Here is a 21093-nt window from a genome sequence, read left to right on the forward strand (position 1 = left end):
GGTCCGCTTACTGCTTGAGACCCAACTGATCGAGATAAGCGAGATGCGAATCGACCAAGGCTTTTGCTTCGGGCGTATCGGCAAATTCAGCCCAAGACGCCTGCGCGGCTGCACGGAATTTGTTGAGCTCGTCCGTTGGCCACTGCGACAGGGTCACGCCCTGATCGCGCAGGGCGGCTGCGGCTTCGGCATTGGCTTTTTCAAAGGTCAAAGCCGTGCGCAATGCCAAGGCTTCCATCGCCACCTTCATGATTTTCTGGTGGTGTGCGGGCATTTCGTCAAACACCGCCTTGTTGCACGCCAGATGGTCAGACGGCATGGAATGGAACCCCGGAAAGTTAGCATGTTTGACGATGTCATATAGACCCAGACCCACGTTGTTGGCCAAACCGGATGCGTCGGCACCGTCGATGATGCCCGTCTCAAGCGCGGTAAAGATTTCGGTGAAATCCATCACGATGGGGGATGCGCCCAGCTTTTCAAAGATCAGCGTTTGCATGCCGGGGGGAGAGCGGAATTTCCAGTCTTTGAAATCTGCCACCTTCGAGATCGGTTTGGACGAGGCAAAGCTTTCCTGCCCGTAGACCCACCAGCCGATCAGCTCCATGCCGTATTTATTGTAAAGCGGGGCTGCGGCTTCTTTACCGCCACCAAAATACAACCAGCTGAGCTGTTGGTAGGGGGTGTCATAGCCGCCCATGATGTCGCCCACGAACTGAAACGCCGAATTCTTGCCGGTTTGGTAGCCGCCGCCCGTCATGTCGCAATCCAGAATGCCGGTGGCGGCCGCATCGAATGTCTCAACGGATTTCACGACAGAGGAAGAATAGAACATCTCCACCTTGATTTCGTTGTTGGACATGTCCTGAATGTCTTGCATGTACTGCGCGGCCAGTTTGCCAGACACGGTTTCAGGGGCGTAATGTGTTTGAATGCGCAGGGTGGTCGTATCCGCCGACGCAGTGAATGCTGTCGATGCAGCGAATGCAGCAACAGCGGCGGCTGTTGCCGCCTTTTTGATGAGTGTCATGTTGTCCTCCCAGACGTTGAGCGCGCAAATTTCCAAGGGTGGTCCCTTTGTTTTTCTTGCGCTGCGGAAACGTTAGGCTGATGCAGTCATTGCAAGCAAGAAAATATTTTATTTGGCCCCAATTTTGATATTTTCTTTGATTTTCGAAAATTTCTGCGCAACGTTGCGACCGAAGTGGGAGGGTCGTATGGCCGGGCAAGACGCCGATGTGTATGACGATATGCGGCACAGATTGATTACAGGTGAGTTTGAGTACGGTACCAAACTGCGTGCCGAAAAGCTACGGCAAGATTACGGGTGTTCGGCCAGTACCGTCCGTGAGGTATTGTTTCGATTGTCGACTGTCGGGTTGGTGGAGTTCCAAGAGCAACGCGGATTTCGCGCGCCTTATCAATCAGTTGAGCAGCAGCACGAATTGACCCACATGCGCATTTTGCTAGAGACAGAAGGGGCCTGCCAATCTATCCGTCTGGGTGGGGTTGAATGGGAATCGCGTCTGACAGCGGCCCATCACAAGCTGTCGCACATCGAAACGCGCGTGCGTACGTCGGGCGACCTGACCCCCCTTTTGGACCTGTGGAGCCGCGCCGAGCAAGAGTTCCACGAGACATTGATAGATGCGTGCGGCTCTGAATTGTTAAAGCGTACGCATGTGGTAATTTATGATCAGTTTCGCCAGCAGCTTGTCTCGGTCGAGACAAACTACGGCTATTTTCCCGAAAATATCCGCGAACATCAGGCGATTTTGGATGCTGCGTTGGAACGGAACGAAGACCTGATGCGTGTCTGCGTGAACGACCATTTGGCGCGGAACCTCACGCGTCCGATGCCGCGCAAGGTCTACCCGGAAGTGTTTGATAAATCCTCGGCGATATAGGTCTCGACGATCTGATCAAACGTATCTTCGGCGTGAAACCCCAAACCGATGGCGCGCGCGGGGTCAAAATCGCGCGGCCAGCCAGCGACGATTTTCATGATCGCGTCGTCTGGTATGTATTTGATCCGGTCAACGGCATCTTGGCCTGCAACACGGCGCAGCGCCTCGATCTGTTCTGCCACCGTGCAACTAAAGCCGGGCAGGCTGAGCGCGCGCCGCCCTTCCAGCCGCGATGTGTCCAGCGTGGCCGCGTGTGTCAGAAAACCCGCCGCGGCGCGCGGGGATGCGTGCCAGTGCCGCACCGTGTCCGACACGGGTAAAATCGCCTCTTGCCCGTTTAACGGTTCGCGGATGATGCCCGAGAAAAACGACGAAGCCGCCAGGTTGGGTTTGCCCGGTCGCACGCAGATGGTTGGCAGGCGCAACGATATGCCGTCGAGGAACCCCTTGCGGCTGAAATCTTGCAGCATCAATTCGGAGATCGCCTTTTGCGCGCCATAGCTGGTTTGCGGGGACGACAGGAATTCATCGTCGATTTGGGGGGGGAAAGGCGCGCCGAACACCGCGATAGATGACGTAAACACAACGCGCGGCACATAAGCACCGTCTGATGCGACATGTTGGGCCCGCACCGCTTCGAGCAAGTGCCACATGGCCATCATATTGACCGACCAGCCTTTGTCGAAATCGGTCTCGGCCTCGCCCGAGACAATCGCGGCCAGATGGTAGATCAGATCGGGGCGCAATCCGGCCAATTGGGTGATCGTCGCGGGGTCCGTCAGGGTGCCGGTGATCCGCGCAGGCCCTTCGGGACAGGTGGGGGGAAAGCCTACGTCAAATAACGTGATGTCCAGCGCCGCGTGCCCCGGCAAACCGTCGGTCAATAGTTTCGCCAGCAGTTTCTGGCCGACCATACCGCCGCCGCCAATGATCAAAACGCGGGTCATGTGGGCAACCCGTTGCGGGCTTTGAGCTCTAGGTACAGGCCAGAATGGTCCTTGTCTGCGCCATCCATCGCGTCGATGAAATGTTGGAACCGGTCGCGCACGTTTTCTGTTGCAGGCAGGGTCAGGCCCAAACCTGCGGCCTCGTCCAATGTGTTGTTCAGATCTTTGACCTGAAATTTGGTCAAACCGCCGGGCTCAAAGTTGCCGTTTGTCATCCGTTCGCCGTGCTGTTGCAGGATGATGCTATCTGCGAACCCTCCCTTGAGCGCGGCGCGCACGGCAGCCGGGTCGGCCCCCCCTTGTTCGACCAATAGCATCGCCTCGGCCACGGCGCTGATGGTCACGGCGACGATGGTTTGATTGGCCAGTTTTGACAGTTGCCCGGCACCAGATGGGCCCACATGCACCGGCCTGCCCATGGCCTCGAACACCGGGCGGGCGGCTGTGAAATGATCGGCGTTGCCGCCCACCATAATCGCGAGGCTGGCGGTTTCTGCGCCCTTGGTGCCGCCGGATACCGGCGCGTCCAGATGGCCGAACCCAAGGCTGGCCAGCAGTTTGGATTGCGCGCGCGCGTGTTCGGGTTTGGTGCTGGACATGTCGATCCAGATGGCGCTGGGCGCCAGCGCCTTTGCGGCCAGCGCGTCTTCGATCACGGTGCCGGATGCAAACCCATCCGACAACATGGTGATGATGAAATCCGCGCCGCTGATCGCGGTGTTGGCGTCGGGCGCTATGGTCGCGCCGTCTTGGGCCAAGGGTTCGGCCCGCGATAGGGTGCGGTTCCAAACTGTGAGGTCGTGCCCGGCCTTTAACAGGTTGCGGCTCATGGGGAGCCCCATCAACCCGGTTCCGATAAGCGTGATTTTGAGCGGTGTCGTCATGATGCCAGTTTCCCCCCCGAATGCATTTTTTCAAAGCAGTGGTCAAAGCTGCCTTGGTGTCATACGCTAACGAAAACCAGCCATTGGACCAGCCCGTCCGGTGGTTTTTTGATCAAGACGGCAATTTTTGTATCGCGACACTGGGCATTTTGCCCACAGGTGGGGGCCAGTGGCGGATGCAGTGGGGGATATATATAATGACAAAACAACGCCTTAACGGTAAACATGTGCTGGTGACTGCAGCAGGCCAAGGGATCGGGCGTGCAAGTGCCTTGGCCATGGCCGCGCAGGGGGCGCAGGTCTTTGCGACCGATATCAACATGGATGCGCTATCCACGATTCGGGATGCGAATCACGAAAATATCGAAATTTTCGAACTTGATGCGCGCAGCGATGACAGCGTTGCTAACGGTGTCGCCAAGGCCCAGCCGGATGTTTTGTTCAACTGCGCGGGCTTTGTGCACCATGGCACCGTGCTGGATGTCACAGACGCCGAATGGGACTTTGCCTTTGATCTAAACGTGCGGTCCATGTTGCGCACGATCCGCGCGACCTTGCCGGGAATGGTGGAACGCGGCGGCGGGTCGATCATCAATATGTCGTCGGCGTGTTCTAGTGTGATCGGCGCGCCGAACCGGTTTGCCTACGGCACGACCAAGGCCGCCGTGATCGGGCTGACAAAATCGGTGGCGGTTGATTTTGTGTCCAAGGGCATTCGGTGTAACGCGATTTGCCCCGGCACCGTCGAAAGCCCCAGCTGGCACGACAGGGTCGATGCGCTGGGCGAACAGCTGGGCAGCAAAGACGAAGCGATGACGCAATTTGTATCGCGCCAACCCATGGGCCGTGTCGCCACCGCCGAGGAAATCGCGGCATTGGTCGTGTATCTGGCCAGCGACGAAAGCGGTTTTACCACCGGGCACCCCCACATCATAGACGGAGGCTGGTCAGGCCAATGAGCAAGAAAATCGGTATCGAAGACCTACGGTCGCGCAAGTGGTTCATGAACCCCGATAATCCAGAGATGACGGCGCTTTATCTGGAGCGCTACCTGAATTACGGGCTGACGCGCGCAGAACTGCAATCGGGCAAACCGATCATCGGGATCGCGCAGACCGGCAGTGACCTAAGCCCCTGCAACCGTCACCATCTGGAGCTGACGAAACGTGTGCGCGACGGGATCATCGCGGCCGGCGGCACCTGCATTGAGGTGCCCGTGCACCCCATTCAGGAAACCGGCAAACGCCCCACCGCGATGTTGGACCGCAACCTTGCGTATCTGAGCCTTGTTGAGACGCTGTTTGGGTATCCGCTGGATGGTGTGGTGTTAAACATCGGCTGTGACAAGACCACGCCTGCGCTGTTGATGGCGGCGGCAACGGTGAACATCCCCGCGATCGCTTTGTCGGTTGGCCCAATGTTGAACGGTTGGTTCCGCGGCGAGCGCACCGGGTCAGGCACGATCGTGTGGAAAGCGCGCGAAATGCTGGCCGCTGGCGAAATCGACGATGACGGGTTCATGGAACTGGTCGCGTCATCCGCGCCGTCTGTGGGGTATTGCAACACCATGGGCACCGCCAGCACGATGAATTCGTTGGCCGAAGCGTTGGGCATGCAGTTGCCCGGCTCTGCCGCGATCCCTGCGCCTTACCGTGAACGCGGGCAGATCAGCTATGAAACCGGTCGGCGTATTGTGGATATGGTCTGGGAAGACCTGCGCCCCTCTGAGGTGATGACCCGCGAGGCATTCGAGAACGCGATTGTGATCAATTCGGCCATCGGCGGGTCGACCAACGCGCCGATCCATCTCAATGGTATCGCGCGTCATTTGGGTGTGCCGCTGGACAATAACGATTGGCAAAAGGTCGGCCATGACGTGCCGTTGTTGGTAAACCTGCAACCGGCTGGTGAATATCTGGGCGAAGATTACCAACGGGCGGGTGGCGTACCCGCCGTTGTGGGCGAACTGATCGCGGGCGGGTTGTTGCCGCACCCTGATATCGTGACGGTGAACGGCAAAACCATGGCCGAAAACTGTGCCCATCGCAGCAGCGAAGACACGCTTGTGATCAAACCCGTCACTGACCCGTTAAAAGCGCAGGCGGGGTTTATCAACCTGACGGGCAATCTGTTTGACAGCGCGATCATGAAAACCAGCGTGATCAGCGATAAGTTCCGCGCGACGTATCTGTCGAACCCCGACGACCTTGAGGCCTTTGAAGGACGCGCGGTGGTTTTTGACGGGCCCGAAGATTTCCACCACCGGATCGATGACCCGTCTGAAAATATCGACGAAACATGCGTGTTGTTCATGCGTGGTGCGGGGCCCAAAGGGTACCCCGGCGGCGCCGAGGTCGTGAATATGCGGCCGCCGTCCTATTTGCTAAAAAAGGGTGTCGAGGCGTTGCCATGTATTGGGGATGGGCGGCAATCGGGCACCTCTGGCAGCCCGTCGATCTTGAACGCGTCGCCCGAGGCGGCGGCGGGCGGTGGTTTGGCGTTGTTGCAGACCGGCGATACCGTGCGGATCGATTTGCACAAATGCACCGCAGATATGTTGGTGCCGCTGGATGTGTTGGCCGACCGCGCGCGGGCTCTAGAGGCCGCAGGCGGGTTCGAGATGCCCGAGAGCCAATCCCCATGGCAACAGTATTTCCGCGAAAAGGTCGGCCGGTTTGACGAAGGTATGATCTTGGAGGATGCGGACAATTACCGCGATATTTCACGCCGGTTTATGCCGCGCGACAACCACTAACGCGCGCTTTGGCGCGGGCAAACAAACGGTGGCCCAACGCCACCTGACGGACAGATAGAAAAGGGAGTGACCTCATGAAACTGGTGAGATTTGGAACCGCGGGCGCGGAAAAGCCCGGTATGATCGATGCAGACGGAACCCTGCGGGATCTGTCGGCCCATGTGGGTGATATTGCGGGCGACGTTTTGTCGGATGCGGGCGTTGCGGCGTTGCGGGCGCTGGACCCGGCCAGTTTGCCGGTTGTGGATGGCGACCCACGCATCGGTGCCTGTGTGGGCAATATCGGCAAGTTCTTGTGCATTGGGCTGAACTATTCAGACCACGCCGCCGAAACGGGTGCGGATATCCCCAAGCACCCGATTTTGTTTTTCAAGGCGAATTCGGCGGTTGTGGGGCCCAACGATGATGTCAGCATGCCGCGCGGATCGACCCATACCGATTGGGAAGTCGAACTGGGTGTGGTCATCGGCACCACTGCGAAATACGTCAGCAAGGAAAACGCGCTGGACCATGTGGCGGGCTATTGCGTGATCAATGACGTCAGCGAGCGGCACTTCCAGACCCAGCTGACAGGCCAGTGGACCAAGGGCAAATCCTGCGACACCTTCGGGCCGACGGGGCCGTGGTTGGTCACCCGCGACGAGGTCGCGGATGTGCAGAACCTAGCGATGAGCCTCGACGTGAACGGCAAGCGCATGCAGACCGGCAACACATCTACGATGATTTTCACCGTGGCCGAGATTATTGAACATCTGTCGTCGTTGATGACACTGCATCCTGGTGATGTCATCACAACGGGCACGCCTCCGGGCGTTGGTATGGGGATCAAACCCGAACCGGTTTACCTGAAAAAGGGCGATGTTATGGAGCTGACCATTGAAGGGTTGGGCCAACAACGTCAAACCGTGACGGAGGACGCATAAATGACAGATCTGTTTTTGATTGGCAGTGCCACTGATGTGATGTTGGAACGTCTGGCTGCGCAGTTCACGATCCACCGGATCGGCGATATGGATGACCCACAAGCGTGGTTGGCAGAACATGGTGACAAGATCACCTATGTGGGCACCAACGGGCATGACGGCCTCAAACCCGCCTATATGGATGCGATGCCGAACCTCAAGGCGATCAGCTGTTATGGTGTGGGCTATGATGCCATCGACACCTCTGCGGCCAAGGCCAAGGGCATTGTTGTCACCCATACGCCCAACGTGCTGAACGCCGAGGTCGCGACCACGACTGTGTTGCTGATGCTGGCGTGTTACCGCGAGCTGTTGCGCGATGACGCCTATGTGCGGGCAGGCCGCTGGGAAACCGATGGCAATTCGGCGTTGACCCGGTCGGCAGATAACCAAACCGTGGGTATCCTTGGGTTGGGCCGTATTGGTCAAGCGATCGCGGATAAACTGGCGCCTTGGGGCACCAAAATCGTCTATCATTCGCGGTCTGAGAAAGACGTGGATTACACATACTACGGTGATCTGGTCGAGATGGCGCGCGATGTGGATACGCTGGTGTGTATCACGCCGGGTGGGGCTGCGACCAACAAGATCGTCAACACGGACGTGATCAACGCATTGGGCCCGCAGGGAACGTTGATCAATGTCAGCCGTGGGTCAGTCGTGGACGAGGCCGCGATGATCGCCGCGTTGCAAGACGGGCGTTTGGGCTGGGCTGGGTTGGACGTGTTCGAAGGTGAACCGCATGTGCCCGAGGCGCTGCGCAAGCTCGATAACGTCGTGCTGTTGCCCCACGTGGGCAGTGCCACCCATGACACCCGCGCGGCCATGGGGGCGTTGACGGTGGACAACCTGCTGCAACACCTCAAAGACGGGACGGTGATCAGCCCGGTCCCCGAATGCGCGGATATGTGACCTGATGAGCCGCATCGCCAAAGTGACGGCGCGGCTTTTCAATGTGCCGTTGGACGAAGTGCTTGTGGATGCCAAACACGGCAGCCACAGCCATTTCCACCTGATCACAGCCACCGTGACGTTGGAAGATGGCCGCCAAGGCACCGGGTATACCTACAATGGCGGGCGCGGGGGGCATGCCACCGCCGCGATGATCACCCATGATCTGGCGCCGTTTTTGGTGGGGCAAGATGCGGGCGATATCGGCGCGCTTTATGAGGCGATGCAATGGCATATGCATTATGTGGGGCGCGGTGGTATCCTAAGCTTTGCAGTGTCGGCCGTGGATATCGCGCTGTGGGATCTGCGCGGTCAGGCGACGGGGCAACCGCTGTGGCGCATGGCGGGCGGTGCGGGCACGACCTGCAAGGCCTATGGCGGTGGCATTGATCTGGCCTACCCGTTGCCCAAATTGCTGGACCATGTGCAGGGCTATCTTGATGCGGGGCTTGGTGGGGTCAAAATCAAGATCGGCCAGCCAACACAGGCCGAAGATATCGCGCGTATTCGCGCTGTGCGCCAACACATCGGGCCCGATGCGGCGTTTATGATAGACGCGAATTATTCCATGACGGTTGATCAGGCGATCGCGCTGGGCACTGCGGTCAAAGACCAAAATATCCTGTGGTTCGAAGAACCCATTATCCCTGATAATTACGCGGGCTACGCCGCCGTCACCAACGCCACGGGTATCGCCGTCGCACAGGGTGAAAACCTGCACACGATCCATGAATTCGAAATGGCGCTGGCGCAGGGCGATCTGGGGTTTATCCAGCCCGATGCATCAAACTGCGGGGGTGTCACGGGTTGGCTACAGGTGGCCGATCTGGCGCAAAAGGCCGGCGTGCCCGTGTGCAGTCACGGCATGCAAGAACTGCACGTGAGCTTGGTGGCAGCACAGCCCCATGCGGGGTGGATCGAAGTGCATAGCTTTCCGATTGACCGTTATACGCATCGCCCGTTGGTGGCGCGGGGCGGGCACGCGGTCGCACCCGATGCGCCGGGTATTGGCGTCACGTTTGACTGGCCCCGGCTGCACCCCTTTGAGATTGCGGTATAGCCGTTCAGATACGCAAAAACCGTTGCGCGATTTTGGGGATCAGCCGGTCAAACTGCAACGGCGCATCGGCGACGGCCAGACAAATGCAGTCTTCGTGGATGTCCGCAACCGGGGTGTGATGCAAGTCGCTGCCTGCGATTTCCACATCACCACGTGCGAAATAGGCGTCATCATCCTGAAACGCGCCTTTCAGAACCATCGTCATTTCGGTGCCGTGATGCCCATGGTCCGGCATCGCCGTACCCGCGGGGATCAACAACAACCGCGCCGATGCATCGCGTGACGTGGGGAGGATCGCCTGTTTGACGCCCATACCGATGGGTTTCCAGCGGACATCGTTCAGATCACCGCCGACATAGTCGCGCAACGGTCGGGGCAGCACGCCACAGCTGTGCGCCATGGGGGGCACGGTGTCGACAGGGCCGCCAGCGATCAGGGCCAACGTGGCGTCAAGGCTGACTGCATCCAGCGGGATCGCCGCGTTCGCTTGCATTTGTTCCAGGACCTCGCCGCCCAAGGCTTCGTAGGTTTCGGCCTTGGCGCGGCATGTGTCGCATAGCGACAGATGCGAGGCCACCATAAGGTTGAACGCCTCGGGCAGTGACCCCGCAGCATAGGCCATCAGGATTGCGTCGTTCAGGTGATGTTTGATGATCTGTGTCATATCACTCACTTCATTGCGTGGCGCAAGCGGTCCAGCGCCAACCGTATTCGCGATTTGATCGTGCCCAAGGGCAGACCGGTTTGTGTGGCGATTTCACTGTGGGTGAGATCCCCGAAATATGCCTTTTCTATCAGGTCGCGTTGGGCGGCTGGCAATTCAGCCAATGCCGCGCCCAATGCTATGGTTTCTTGTTGCAGGGCTAAAACGTCTGTCTGGTCAGGTTCTTCTTGGGGGCCCCACGTCAGGTCTTCGGGGTCTGGCCGCCGCTGACGCCGCAGCAGGTCGATCTTGCGATTCCGTGCGATGGTAAAGATCCACGTGGCGACAGAGGCCCGCGCAGGATCGAATTGATGCGATTTGTTCCAGAGCGTCGCCATCACATCTTGGGCGCATTCTTCGGCCAGCGTCGCGTCGGCGCCCGAGTTGATCAAAAATCCCTTCACGCGCGGGGCAAAGTGGTGAAACAATTCGGCAAAGGCCTGTTTGTCTTGGTGATCCCGAATGCGGGCAATATGGTCCACCCACAACATTCGTTTCGATCCAGTCTTGGCAGTCACGTGATTTCGCCCAGCTTTCTTTAACGACAAAGGTTCGCCCCACGCAGGGCCAAGGACCGCGCGCATCGGGACGTCTTGTTGAATGATATCAAACTTTGCCAACATGTTCAGGGTACGCCGCAGATGCAAAGCTGGATCAAAAAAACAATGTTGCGCAGCAATGCATCCAATTTGCACCAACCGCCGTATAAAAAAAGAACACACCTGCAAGAACGGACAGCCTGACCATGCCCTTTGACGCCCTGACGACAGGCACCTTCTCTCATACCCCACGCCGAAAGATCGCCGTCATTGGCGGCGGGATATCGGGCATGGGCGCGGCCTACATGCTAAGCAAACACCACACTGTCACCTTGTTTGAGGCCGAACCGCGGCTGGGTGGCCACGCCCGGACGGTGATGGCGGGAAAGCGCGGGGACCAACCTGTTGATACGGGGTTTATCGTGTTCAACCATGCGAATTACCCGTTTATGTCGGCGCTTTTTGAACAGCTGGATGTGCCGGTTGTGAAATCCAGCATGAGCTTTGGGGCCTCTATTGATGGCGGCCGGTTGGAATATGCGCTGACGTCGCTGGATGCGCTGTTTGCGCAGCGCAAGAATGCCGCCAACCCTGCGTTTTTGGGGATGATCTGCGATATCATGCGGTTTAACAAACGTGCGGTCGAGGTGGCCCAAGACCCCAGCCTGAGCTTGGGTGATTTCCTTGACAAATTGGGCACCGGGCGCTGGTTCAGGGACTATTACCTGCTGCCGCTGTCCGGCGCGATCTGGTCGACCCCGACTGACAAGATCATGGATTTCCCGGCACATGCGTTGATCGAGTTCTTCAAGAACCACGCGTTGCTGGGGGTGCATGGCCAACATCAATGGTACACCGTTGACGGCGGGTCGACGCAATACGTCACGCGGCTTGATGCTGCACTGCGGCAGGCAGACGTGCAGATGCGTCTTGGGGGGGCTGTGCAATCGGTGGTGCGGTCGCTGGGGCAGATTACGGTCAAGACCGCTGGCGCCGGGGCAGAAGCGTTTGATCACGTGGTATTCGCGACCCATTCCGATGACACGCTGCGCCTGCTAGGGGATCCGTCCCCGCAAGAAACACGCGCCTTGGGGGCCGTCGCCTACCAGCCCAATGACATCGTCCTGCATGCGGATACGGGCATCATGCCCAAGCGCCGCAAAACCTGGGCAAGCTGGAACTACACCGAAGACAAAGGCGCGCCTTCCGACCGGATTGACCTGACCTACTGGATGAACTCCCTGCAACCGATCCCGGCGGATGACCTGCATTTCGTGACGCTCAACACCCAGCGGACCATCCGCGAAGATCTGATCTACGATCAGGTGACCCTGCGTCATCCGGTGTATGATTTGGCCGCGCTGGATGCGCAGCAGCAGGTGGCATCGTTTAATGGCACGGCCAACACGTGGTTTTGCGGGGCTTGGATGAAAAACGGGTTCCACGAAGACGGGCTATCTAGCGCGGTTGACGTGGCACGCGCGCTCAACACCGCAGAACACAACCGGGTCGCCGCAGAATGACCACAGGCGTCGATCATATCGCAGGTCAGACGTTTCATGGCCGCAAAGGGTCGGTGGAAAATTCCTTTCGGTATTCGGTGGATTACGTGTTGCTCGATGCCGAAGCGCAGGTGAAAACGCCGTGGCTGTTTGCGCGCAACGGTGCATCGCTGACGTCCCTGCATGACGTTGACCATGGGGGTGCGCCCAAGGCCGGGCGGGGCGCGCATTGGGTCCGCGACGTGTTGCGCGCGCACCAGATCAACGACATCGCGCGCATTGAATTGCTGGCCCAGCCGCGGGTGTTGGGGCATGTGTTCAACCCGGTTAGCTTTTGGTTGTGCCGGGGCCCGCAGGATGCGTTGGTGGCTGTGATTGCCGAGGTCAGCAACACCTTTGGCGACCGGCACAGTTATTTGTGCCACCACCCGGATCTGCGCCCAATCGCGCCCAGTGATACATTGACAGCCGCCAAGATATTTCACGTGTCGCCCTTCCAGCCCGCAGAGGGGGGGTATAAGTTTCGCTTTGATATTTGCGAGGCCAAGGTCGGCATCTGGATCGACTATGCCCGCAGCGACGGTGGCCTGATCGCAACGCTGACGGGCGCGCGCAAACCGCTCAGCACTGCCGGTATTCTACGATTCGCGCTCTTGCGCCCACTTGGGGCCCGCCGGGTGCTGGCGTTGATCCATTGGCAGGCGCTGAAACTCTGGTGGAAAGGCGCGCGGTATCGCCCCCGCCCTGCCCCGCCCGAAAAAGAGGTGTCGCGGTGACGCAAAGCGCCGAGCGTCTGCCAGCCTATTCGTTGTTTGCCGCCCTGCTGGCCGCCGCAGGGTTGCCGATTTATATACACGCGCCCAAGTTCTACGTAGACGAATTTGGCGTGTCTTTGGCCGCACTGGGGGCGGTGTTGTTTGGGTTGCGCCTGTTGGACGTGGTTCAAGACCCGCTGCTGGGCAAATTGGCTGAACGGTTGCGCGACAGGCGTGGGGCGGCGGTGGCTTTGGGGTGCGGTGTCATCGCGTTGGGCATGCTGGCGCTGTTTGCAGTGCCGCCTTTGCTGCCACCGCTGGTGTGGTTTGGGCTGGCGCTGACACTTGTGTTTTCGGCCTTTAGTTTCCTGACCATCAATTTCTACGCACAGGGCGTTGTCAAAGGGATCGCCATGCAGGGGCAGGGGCACTTCCGGCTTGCACGGTGGCGCGAAACGGGGGCGTTGTTGGGGGTGTGCCTCGCGGCGGTTGCGCCTGTGGGGTTGTCGGGGTTCGATGCACCTTTTACGTGGTTTGCGGTGGGTTTTGCGGGGCTGGCGGGGCTGGCCGCACTGGCCATGCGCATGGAATGGAACACAGCCGGTTTGGCGGCCTCTGCCGGGTTTGGCGTTGTCCTACGGGATAAACTGGCGCGACGGTTGCTGTTGATCGCGCTGGTGAATGCGGCACCGGTGGCTGTAAGCTCGACGTTGTTTTTGTTCTATGTCGAAAGCAAACTGGACGCGCCGGGGTACGAAGGGCCGCTGTTGCTGATCTTCTTTCTATCCGCAGCACTGACCGCGCCTATTTGGGGTGCGCTGGCCGAACGGTTTGGCGCCAAAGACGTGCTGATCCTGGCGATGGTTCTGGCCATCGGGGCGTTTGGCATGACCCTGACGTTGGGGCCAGGCGACTGGGCGCTCTTTGCGGTGATCTGTATCGCATCCGGGGCGACGTTGGGCGCAGATCTGACGCTGCTTCCGGCGCTTTTTGCGAACCGTATGGCACAGATCGCGCCCTCTGCGGCCGAAGGGTTTGGGGTGTGGTCGTTTGTGTCTAAACTGACGCTGGCCTTTGCTGCGGTGATCTTGCTGCCTTTGTTGGACAGCGCGGGTTTCCAAAGTGGCGCGGCCGACAACCCGCAGGATGCTTTGGTCTTACTGGCGTTGCTCTATGCGGCCGTGCCATGTGGGTTGAAAATTGTCGCGATTGCGCTGCTGACCATAACCGATTTGAGCGAGGTCTGACGTATGTCTGTCTGGATGTGTCTGAGTGTGGGGGCCCTTGGTGCGCTGGTGCTGTGTTGGGTGCTGGGGCGAATGACAGGCTTTGTGGCGCAAACCCCCGAAGACTACGAAGACGGCACGCCCGATTTCGACGTGCGCGCGCATCTGAACGGCCCGATGCTGTGCGAAGGTGTGATTTATGGCCCGCTGGGGCGCGTCAGCAGCCGGTTTGTCGCTGATTTTGACTGCACGTGGGATGGCAACACCGGCGTCATAGACGAACATTTCGTGTATGATGACGGCAGCACCCAAGACCGCAAATGGCACCTACAGGTCACCGATACGGGCGCGCTTGCGGCGACGGCCGATGATGTGGTGGGCCAAGGCGCTGGCCGCCAAACCGGGCCGGCGGTTATGTTGACCTACAAGATCCGCTTGCCAGACAACGCTGGCGGGCACGTGCTAAAGACACTGGATTGGATGTATCTCACGCCGAATGGCACGATCATGAACAGATCGCAGTTTCGCAAGTTTGGGATCAAAGTGGCGGAATTGATCGCGACGATCCGCCCAAAGGACCCGGCATGAAAACCTGGGCTGGCAAACGGTACTGGTTGATCGGCGCGGGTGATGGGCTGGGGGCAGCGCTCGCGCACCGGCTAAGCACGGCAGGCGCGCATGTTATTGTGTCAGCCCGATCCGAGGACAAGCTGCAGGCGGTGGTGGCCGGAATGCCGGGCGAGGCCACGTATCAGGTGATGGATGTCGCGGATGACGCCAGTGTCCGGCGGGCCACTGATGCGGTGGGTGCCGTCGATGGTGTGGTGTTTCTGGCCGGTGTTTATTGGCCTTTTGGGGCGCAGGACTGGAATGCCCAACGGGCCACGGCCATGGCTGATATCAATTTCACAGGGCTGATGCGGGTGATGGGGGCGGTAGTGCCCGGCATGGTGCAACGCGATACCGGGCACATTGTTATCACCGGCAGTCTCAGCGGGTTTCGGGGGTTGCCCGGATCCATCGGGTACACCGCGTCCAAGGCGGGCACGATGTCGTTGGCCGAATGCATGTATGCTGATCTGCGGCGCACTGGCGTGCAGGTGCAGGTGGCCAATCCGGGGTTCATCAAAACCCAGCTGACCGACAAGAATGACTTTAACATGCCCTTCCTGATGACCCCGCAAGAGGCCGCAGAACAGATGTTTCGCCACATGAATGGCATGCGGTTCAAGGTTAGTTTCCCGCGGCTGTTTTCATGGGTGTTTCGGGGCAGCCAACTGTTGCCGGATTGGCTCTATTTTCGGCTGTTTTCCTGAGGCCACACCGGGTGTGTCGGTGCCAAAAATCGCGCCGTCACAGCATGCCCTTGGCTTTGACAGCCTGCACTGACGCGCGCGCCTCCATTCGGGCCAGAAAGTCGGTGATTTGCGGAAAATCCGACATCGTCACGCCGTCATTTGCCAACCAGCTGCACACCAAATAGCCGTAAGGGTCCGCGATCGAGAACTGATCGCCCAGCACGTAATCGCCCTCAAGGCAGTCACTGACGAAATACGCCGCGCTGTCCGCCATGGTCTGGGGGACCTTTGCCGCCATGTCGTCAAAGCTGGATTGCTGCGTGGCCCAACGATGGCCGCGCATTTTATGGGCGTGGTTGATATGCATCGTGGCGGCCAGAAAATACATCACGCTGCGCATCTGTGCGGCGCGCTCTGGGTCGGTGGGCACCAGATTGGCGGTGGGCGCAAGGGCCGCGATATAGTCCAGCAACGCACCCGTTTCGGTCAAAACAGAGCCGCTGTCGGTCTCTAACACGGGCACGCGACCCTTGGGGTTGAGCGCGAGATACGCGGGTTTGGTCTGCTCGCCGGATGCGAAATCAACGGCGACGGTGTCATAGTCCATCCCGGCCTCTTCGAGGGTGATGGCAACTGCAATCGAGATCGTGCGGGGGGCATAATGAAGACGCATCGGTGTATCCTTTCAAACGTGGGTTTGGGCGTAATGCCTGTCGGGGGCTTCGAGATGCGGGATCGCATTGAACAACGTCGGCGACAGGGTGCCTCCAATCGGAAACAACCGGTGTTGCGATGTGTTGTAGATGGCCAATGCGATCTGCGCCATGCCCGCGATATCCAGCCGCAACACCTGCCGCATGATCATCGCAATCACGCCACCCGATGTGACCACCAGCGCGGGCCCGTCACCTTGGGCGATATCGGCAATGACCGCTTGGGTGCGGGCCTCGAAATCGCCGAAGCGTTCGGGCGCATCTGTGATCTGGTCGCGCTGCCAATAGTCGAACATCTGCGGCAGGTGGCTGGTAAAGGCGTGTTCGTCCTGTGGAAAAGGCACCCCATGTTCGGCCTTTAGGGCATGCGACAGCGTCAGGTATTCCAGCTCGTTCAGGCGGGCATCGCGGGTGGGCTCCAGCCCGGTGTCCATGGCGGCTGCCGTTTCGATGTGCCGGGTCAACGTACCTGTATACAGCCGCGTGTGATGTTGGCCCTGCGCGTGCAGATGCGCGCCCAGCCAGGCGGATTGTTGATGCCCCAGCGGGCTAAGCTTGTCATAGCTGGCTTCGTCTTGCGCGCCGGAATTGGCCTGGCCGTGACGTATGAGCGTGATGTGGGACATAGGCGCTTTCGTTGGGTTCGTACCTTAGTAGGCGACGCGGGGCAGGGTGAAAAGGGCAGCTCGGTACGCGCGCGCGTTTTGCAGCCCAGAAAGGAACGAGTGCCGCCTATCGGAAACCGGTGTGCCGCGATTCCGGCGCCAGATGTCGGGAATGGGGCTACGGCGGCGCGCGCGTTGCCCATATAGTCATCCCCAGACCTGCGGGAGCGTTGTGCCATGAGCGACAAGATCACCTTTACGCTGGATGGTAAAACCATCACGGCCGAACCGGGCATGACCCTATGGGAAATCGCCCATGGGCGGGGCTTGGTGATCCCGCATTTGTGTCACAAACCGGCGCCGGGGTACCGGCCGGATGGCAATTGCCGCGCCTGTATGGTCGAGATCGAAGGCGAACGCACCCTTGCGGCCTCGTGCATTCGCGAACCCGTGGATGGGATGGTCGTGACCACCAATTCGGCCCGCGCTGAAAACGCCCGCAAGATGGTCGTCGAGATGTTGGTGACGGACCAGCCCGAACAGGACGTTGCCCACGATAAATCCAGCCACCTGTGGGATATGGCCGCGGTGAACGGTGTTACACACAGCCGCTTTCCCAAGCTGGAAGACGGGCGCATCCCGTTGCTGGATGACAGCCATGTGGCGATGTCGGTGAACTTGGACGCCTGCATTCAATGTGGTCTGTGCGTGCGGGCCTGCCGCGAGGTGCAGGTCAATGATGTGATCGGGATGTCGGGGCGCGGGCATGACGCTTATCCGACCTTCGATATGGCCGACCCGATGGGCGATAGCACCTGCGTGGCCTGCGGCGAATGTGTGCAGGCCTGCCCGACGGGCGCCTTGATGCCATCGACCGTGGTGGATGCCGATCAGGTCGGCGATAGCGCCGATTTTGACCAAGAAATAGATAGTATTTGCCCGTTTTGCGGCGTGGGTTGTCAGGTGTCGTTGAAGGTGAAAGACAATAAGGTCAAATATGTCGAAGGCATCAATGGCCCGGCAAACGAAGGCCGGCTGTGTGTCAAAGGCCGGTTTGGGTTTGACTATATCCACCATCCACACCGGTTGACCAAACCGTTGATCCGCCGCGACGACGCCCCCGCCAAGGGGTTGAATGTGGATCCGGGCAATTGGTCAGAGCATTTCCGCGAGGCCACATGGGACGAAGCGTTGAATTTTGCCGCCGCGGGCATGAAGGGCCGGGGCCGCGAGATCGCGGGCTTTGGGTCGGCCAAATGCACGAATGAGGAAGCCTATCTGTTCCAAAAGATGATCCGCCAAGGGTTTGGCCACAACAACGTCGACCACTGCACGCGACTGTGCCATGCGTCATCGGTTGCCGCCCTGATGGAAAACGTGGGCTCGGGCGCGGTGACCGCGACCTTTAACGAGATCGAAAACGCTGATGTGGCGATTGTGATTGGCTGCAACCCGATCGAAAACCACCCCGTGGCCGCGACGTTTTTCAAACAGTTCACCAAACGCGGCGGCAAGCTGATCGTGATGGACCCGCGCGGGCAGGCGCTCAAACGCTTTGCCAGCCACATGGTGCAGTTCCGGCCGGGGGCCGATGTGTCGATGTTGAACGCGATCATGCATGTGATCGTCGAGGAAGGTCTTTATGACCAGCAATATATCGACGCCTACACCGAAAACTGGGAGGCCGAAAAAGCGCATCTGGCCGATTTCTCGCCCGACGCCATGGCCGGGATATGTGGCATCGAAGCGGACGTGTTGCGCGATGTGGCACGCACCTTTGCGGGTGCTAAATCAGCGATGATTTTCTGGGGCATGGGCGTCAGCCAACATATCCACGGCACCGACAATTCGCGCTGCCTGATTTCGCTGGCGTTGATGACGGGGCAGGTGGGGCGTCCGGGCGCGGGGCTGCACCCATTGCGCGGGCAAAACAACGTGCAGGGTGCGTCGGATGCGGGGCTGATCCCGATGTTTTTGCCCGACTACCAGCCCGTGACCGACGATGGCGTGCGGTCTGCGTTCACCAAGGTCTGGGGTACCGCTGATTTCTCCAACGAACGTGGCCTGACCGTGACCGAGATCATGGATGCGGTGCATGAGGGCAAGATCAAGGGCATGTATGTGTTGGGTGAAAACCCCGCGATGTCGGACCCGGATGTCGAACATGCGCGCAATGCCTTGGCCAAGCTGGATCATCTGGTGGTGCAGGATATCTTCCTGACCGAAACCGCGAATTACGCCGATGTGATCTTGCCCGCCAGCGCCTTCGCCGAGAAATCTGGCACGGTGACGAACACCAACCGGCAGGTTCAGATGGGCCGCCCTGCGGTGTCGCCGCCCGGAGACGCGCGCGAAGATTGGTGGATTGAGGTGGAATTGGCCAAACGGTTGGGCCTGCCTTGGGACTACACCGGCCCCGCAGATGTGTTTGCCGAAATGAAGCAGAACATGCGCAGCCTCGAAAACATCACATGGGCACGTCTGGCTGACGAAAATGCAGTGACCTATCCGTCTCTTAGCCCGCAAGACCCCGGTCAGGCGATTGTGTTTGGCGATGGCTTTCCGCGCCCCGAAGGCCGCGCGCGGTTCACCCCCGCCAGTGTGATCGCGCCCGATGATGTGCCTGATGCAGACTACCCGATGATCCTGACCACCGGGCGTCAGTTGGAACATTGGCACACCGGGTCAATGACGCGTCGGTCGGCGGTGTTGGATGGGCTGGAGCCCGAGGCGAATTGTTCGTTGCATCCCTCCACGTTGCGCAAATTGGGCGTGGCACCGGGCGAACATGTGGTGCTGACGACCAAGCGTGGCCGCATTTCTATTATGGCGCGTCAAGATCGTGCGGTGGCCCCTGATATGGTGTTTTTACCCTTTGCCTTCGTCGAAGCCGCCGCCAATATCCTGACCAACCCGGCGATTGACCCCTATGGTAAAATCCCGGAGTTCAAATTTTCGGCGGTGCGTGTCGAAAAAGCACAGGATGTGGTGGCAGCGCAATAGGGGTGGCCTTCTCTTTTGGCAATGGCGGCGGTACGTTAGGCTGCACCGTTCAAGGAGATGCCCTACATGATTGATCCCATCCGTTTTCTGGCCGATTTGCACAAGCTGCGCAGCTTTGGTGCGGCGGGTGTGGGCAAGGGTGTCATCCGCCCCGCGTTTTCCCAGGCCGATATCGCCGCGCGCGACTGGCTGGCCACGCAAATGACCGACGCGGGCCTGCGGGTCGAAATGGACCCGATGGGAAACCTGTTTGGTTTGGCCGAAGGGCCGTCGTTGTTGTTGGGCTCGCACAGTGACAGCCAACCCGAAGGAGGGTGGCTGGATGGTGCGTTGGGCGTGATTGCCGCGCTCGAAATTGCACGCGCGGCGCAGCGTGACGGCGGGCCGCGTGTCTCGGTTGTGTCGTTTCAGGACGAAGAGGGGCGGTTTGGCGTGACCACCGGGTCTGCGGTGTGGTCGGGGCAAGTGCCACAGGATCAGGCCGATGCGTTCGTAGACCACGCCGGTGTGACGTTGGGGCACGCACGTTCAGGCATCGCAGGGATGGTGACGGGGCAGGTCGATCCGGCGCAATTTACCGGGTTCATCGAGATGCACATTGAACAAGGCCCCACGCTGGACACGGCCGCAGAACAGATTGGCGTGGTCACCGATATTGTCGGTATTCGCGATATGAAAATCACCTTTGGTGGCCAGCAAAACCACGCGGGCACGACCCCGATGCATCTGCGCAAGGATGCATTTCAGGCGGTGTCGGCCTTTAATATGCAGCTCGGGGACCGGTTGCGCAACGTGGTCACACCGCAAACGGTCTGGACGATCGGGCACCTTAGTTTGCACCCGAATGCGTCGTCGATCGTGCCGGGGCGGGCGGTGTTTTCCATGCAGTGGCGCGATGCCGAAACGGACCGTTTGAAACGGATGGAAGATATTATTCGCGAGACCGCCCAAGAGGTCGCCGCAGACCGGGGTATGACACTGGATTATGGTCCGATGTTGGGGCTGGAACCGGTGCGCATGGACGCGGAATTGCAGGGCGCGCTATGCCGTGCTGCGGGTGATGTGGCGCCGGGCAGCTGGCGCAAGATGCCGTCTGGAGCGTTGCATGACGCCACCAATGTGTCGCGGTTGATGCCGGTGGCGATGCTGTTTGTGCCGTCGATTGGCGGCATCAGTCACGCGTTCGAAGAAGACACCACTGAGGCAGATTTGGTCGCGGGTGTGCAGGTTTTGGCCGCTGCTGTGAACGATCTGGCGCGGCGGTAAACGGGCGTCAGGTATCG

Annotated in this window: 20 protein-coding genes; 13 read left to right on the forward strand and 7 right to left on the reverse strand. The window is 59.6% G+C overall.

What is annotated here, in order from left to right:
• Positions 1 to 7 precede the first annotated feature (7 nt).
• Positions 8 to 1030, reverse strand: a complete 1023-nt coding sequence (locus ABJH13_RS08325) for a TRAP transporter substrate-binding protein (RefSeq protein ID WP_348405760.1) — start codon at positions 1028 to 1030, stop codon at positions 8 to 10.
• A 187-nt stretch (positions 1031 to 1217) separates the two neighbouring features.
• Between ABJH13_RS08325 and ABJH13_RS08330 the strand changes: the two genes are divergently transcribed.
• The gene (locus ABJH13_RS08330; protein ID WP_348405761.1) at positions 1218 to 1907 is read left to right on the forward strand and encodes a GntR family transcriptional regulator; all 690 of its coding nucleotides are present in this window, start codon (positions 1218 to 1220) and stop codon (positions 1905 to 1907) included.
• Here ABJH13_RS08330 and denD read toward each other — a convergent pair.
• Together denD and ABJH13_RS08340 are read right to left on the reverse strand one after the other, a co-directional pair.
• On the reverse strand, positions 1871 to 2854 hold the full coding sequence (gene denD, locus ABJH13_RS08335) for a D-erythronate dehydrogenase (RefSeq protein ID WP_348405762.1): 984 nt from the start codon (positions 2852 to 2854) through the stop codon (positions 1871 to 1873). The genes ABJH13_RS08330 and denD overlap by 37 nt on opposite strands.
• Positions 2851 to 3738 carry an NAD(P)-dependent oxidoreductase gene (locus tag ABJH13_RS08340; RefSeq protein ID WP_348405763.1) on the reverse strand — a complete coding sequence of 296 codons (888 nt, stop codon included), beginning with the start codon at positions 3736 to 3738 and terminating at the stop codon, positions 2851 to 2853. The genes denD and ABJH13_RS08340 overlap by 4 nt, the downstream gene beginning before the upstream one ends.
• Positions 3739 to 3935: 197 nt before the next feature.
• Here ABJH13_RS08340 and ABJH13_RS08345 point away from each other — a divergent pair, with 197 nt between their 5' ends.
• The 5 genes from ABJH13_RS08345 (at position 3936) to ABJH13_RS08365 (ending at position 9466) form a co-directional block, all read left to right on the forward strand.
• A complete protein-coding gene (locus ABJH13_RS08345) occupies positions 3936 to 4697 on the forward strand; it encodes an SDR family oxidoreductase (RefSeq protein ID WP_348405764.1) in 762 nt (253 codons plus the stop codon).
• On the forward strand, positions 4694 to 6493 hold the full coding sequence (locus ABJH13_RS08350; RefSeq protein WP_348405765.1) for an IlvD/Edd family dehydratase: 1800 nt from the start codon (positions 4694 to 4696) through the stop codon (positions 6491 to 6493). Before ABJH13_RS08345 ends, ABJH13_RS08350 begins: the two co-directional genes overlap by 4 nt.
• A 74-nt stretch (positions 6494 to 6567) precedes the next feature.
• Positions 6568 to 7416, forward strand: a complete 849-nt coding sequence (locus ABJH13_RS08355) for a fumarylacetoacetate hydrolase family protein (RefSeq protein ID WP_348405766.1) — start codon at positions 6568 to 6570, stop codon at positions 7414 to 7416.
• Entirely contained in the window at positions 7417 to 8367 is a 951-nt protein-coding gene (locus tag ABJH13_RS08360; RefSeq protein WP_348405767.1) for a 2-hydroxyacid dehydrogenase, read from the forward strand. It abuts the gene before it with no gap.
• 4 nt (positions 8368 to 8371) lie between these two features.
• Entirely contained in the window at positions 8372 to 9466 is a 1095-nt protein-coding gene (locus ABJH13_RS08365) for a mandelate racemase/muconate lactonizing enzyme family protein (RefSeq protein WP_348405768.1), read from the forward strand.
• A gap of 4 nt (positions 9467 to 9470) precedes the next feature.
• Here the strand turns inward: ABJH13_RS08365 and ABJH13_RS08370 are convergent, their stop codons facing one another.
• Positions 9471 to 10130: a ChrR family anti-sigma-E factor gene (locus tag ABJH13_RS08370; protein ID WP_348405769.1), complete on the reverse strand. Its 660-nt coding sequence runs from the start codon at positions 10128 to 10130 to the stop codon at positions 9471 to 9473.
• A 5-nt stretch (positions 10131 to 10135) separates the two neighbouring features.
• Positions 10136 to 10660 carry a sigma-70 family RNA polymerase sigma factor gene (locus ABJH13_RS08375; protein ID WP_348405770.1) on the reverse strand — a complete coding sequence of 175 codons (525 nt, stop codon included), beginning with the start codon at positions 10658 to 10660 and terminating at the stop codon, positions 10136 to 10138.
• 254 nt (positions 10661 to 10914) lie between these two features.
• On the opposite strand from ABJH13_RS08375, the gene ABJH13_RS08380 reads away from it, so the two are divergent.
• The 5 genes from ABJH13_RS08380 to ABJH13_RS08400 are packed head-to-tail and all read left to right on the forward strand — an operon-like array spanning position 10915 to position 15507.
• On the forward strand, positions 10915 to 12231 hold the full coding sequence (locus ABJH13_RS08380) for an FAD-dependent oxidoreductase (protein WP_348405771.1): 1317 nt from the start codon (positions 10915 to 10917) through the stop codon (positions 12229 to 12231).
• A complete protein-coding gene (locus ABJH13_RS08385; protein WP_348405772.1) occupies positions 12228 to 12986 on the forward strand; it encodes a DUF1365 domain-containing protein in 759 nt (252 codons plus the stop codon). The genes ABJH13_RS08380 and ABJH13_RS08385 overlap by 4 nt, the downstream gene beginning before the upstream one ends.
• Entirely contained in the window at positions 12983 to 14212 is a 1230-nt protein-coding gene (locus ABJH13_RS08390; protein ID WP_348405773.1) for an MFS transporter, read from the forward strand. Before ABJH13_RS08385 ends, ABJH13_RS08390 begins: the two co-directional genes overlap by 4 nt.
• 3 nt (positions 14213 to 14215) lie before the next feature.
• Positions 14216 to 14779: a DUF3833 domain-containing protein gene (locus ABJH13_RS08395; protein WP_348405774.1), complete on the forward strand. Its 564-nt coding sequence runs from the start codon at positions 14216 to 14218 to the stop codon at positions 14777 to 14779.
• Positions 14776 to 15507, forward strand: a complete 732-nt coding sequence (locus ABJH13_RS08400) for an SDR family NAD(P)-dependent oxidoreductase (protein ID WP_348405775.1) — start codon at positions 14776 to 14778, stop codon at positions 15505 to 15507. The genes ABJH13_RS08395 and ABJH13_RS08400 overlap by 4 nt, the downstream gene beginning before the upstream one ends.
• 37 nt (positions 15508 to 15544) lie before the next feature.
• Here ABJH13_RS08400 and ABJH13_RS08405 read toward each other — a convergent pair whose 3' ends face one another.
• The gene (locus ABJH13_RS08405; protein WP_348405776.1) at positions 15545 to 16162 is read right to left on the reverse strand and encodes a glutathione S-transferase family protein; all 618 of its coding nucleotides are present in this window, start codon (positions 16160 to 16162) and stop codon (positions 15545 to 15547) included.
• A gap of 12 nt (positions 16163 to 16174) precedes the next feature.
• On the reverse strand, positions 16175 to 16828 hold the full coding sequence (locus tag ABJH13_RS08410; protein WP_348405777.1) for a histidine phosphatase family protein: 654 nt from the start codon (positions 16826 to 16828) through the stop codon (positions 16175 to 16177).
• Positions 16829 to 17044: 216 nt separating this feature from the next.
• Here ABJH13_RS08410 and fdhF point away from each other — a divergent pair, with 216 nt between their 5' ends.
• Together fdhF and ABJH13_RS08420 are read left to right on the forward strand one after the other, a co-directional pair.
• Positions 17045 to 19810, forward strand: coding sequence for a formate dehydrogenase subunit alpha (gene fdhF, locus ABJH13_RS08415; protein ID WP_348405778.1), 2766 nt, complete (start codon positions 17045 to 17047; stop codon positions 19808 to 19810).
• Between the two features lie 66 nt (positions 19811 to 19876).
• The gene (locus ABJH13_RS08420; protein ID WP_348405779.1) at positions 19877 to 21076 is read left to right on the forward strand and encodes a Zn-dependent hydrolase; all 1200 of its coding nucleotides are present in this window, start codon (positions 19877 to 19879) and stop codon (positions 21074 to 21076) included.
• The last annotated feature ends 17 nt before the right edge of the window (positions 21077 to 21093 follow it).

Source organism: Roseobacter sp., from assembly GCF_039970775.1.
Classification (GTDB): domain Bacteria; phylum Pseudomonadota; class Alphaproteobacteria; order Rhodobacterales; family Rhodobacteraceae; genus Roseobacter.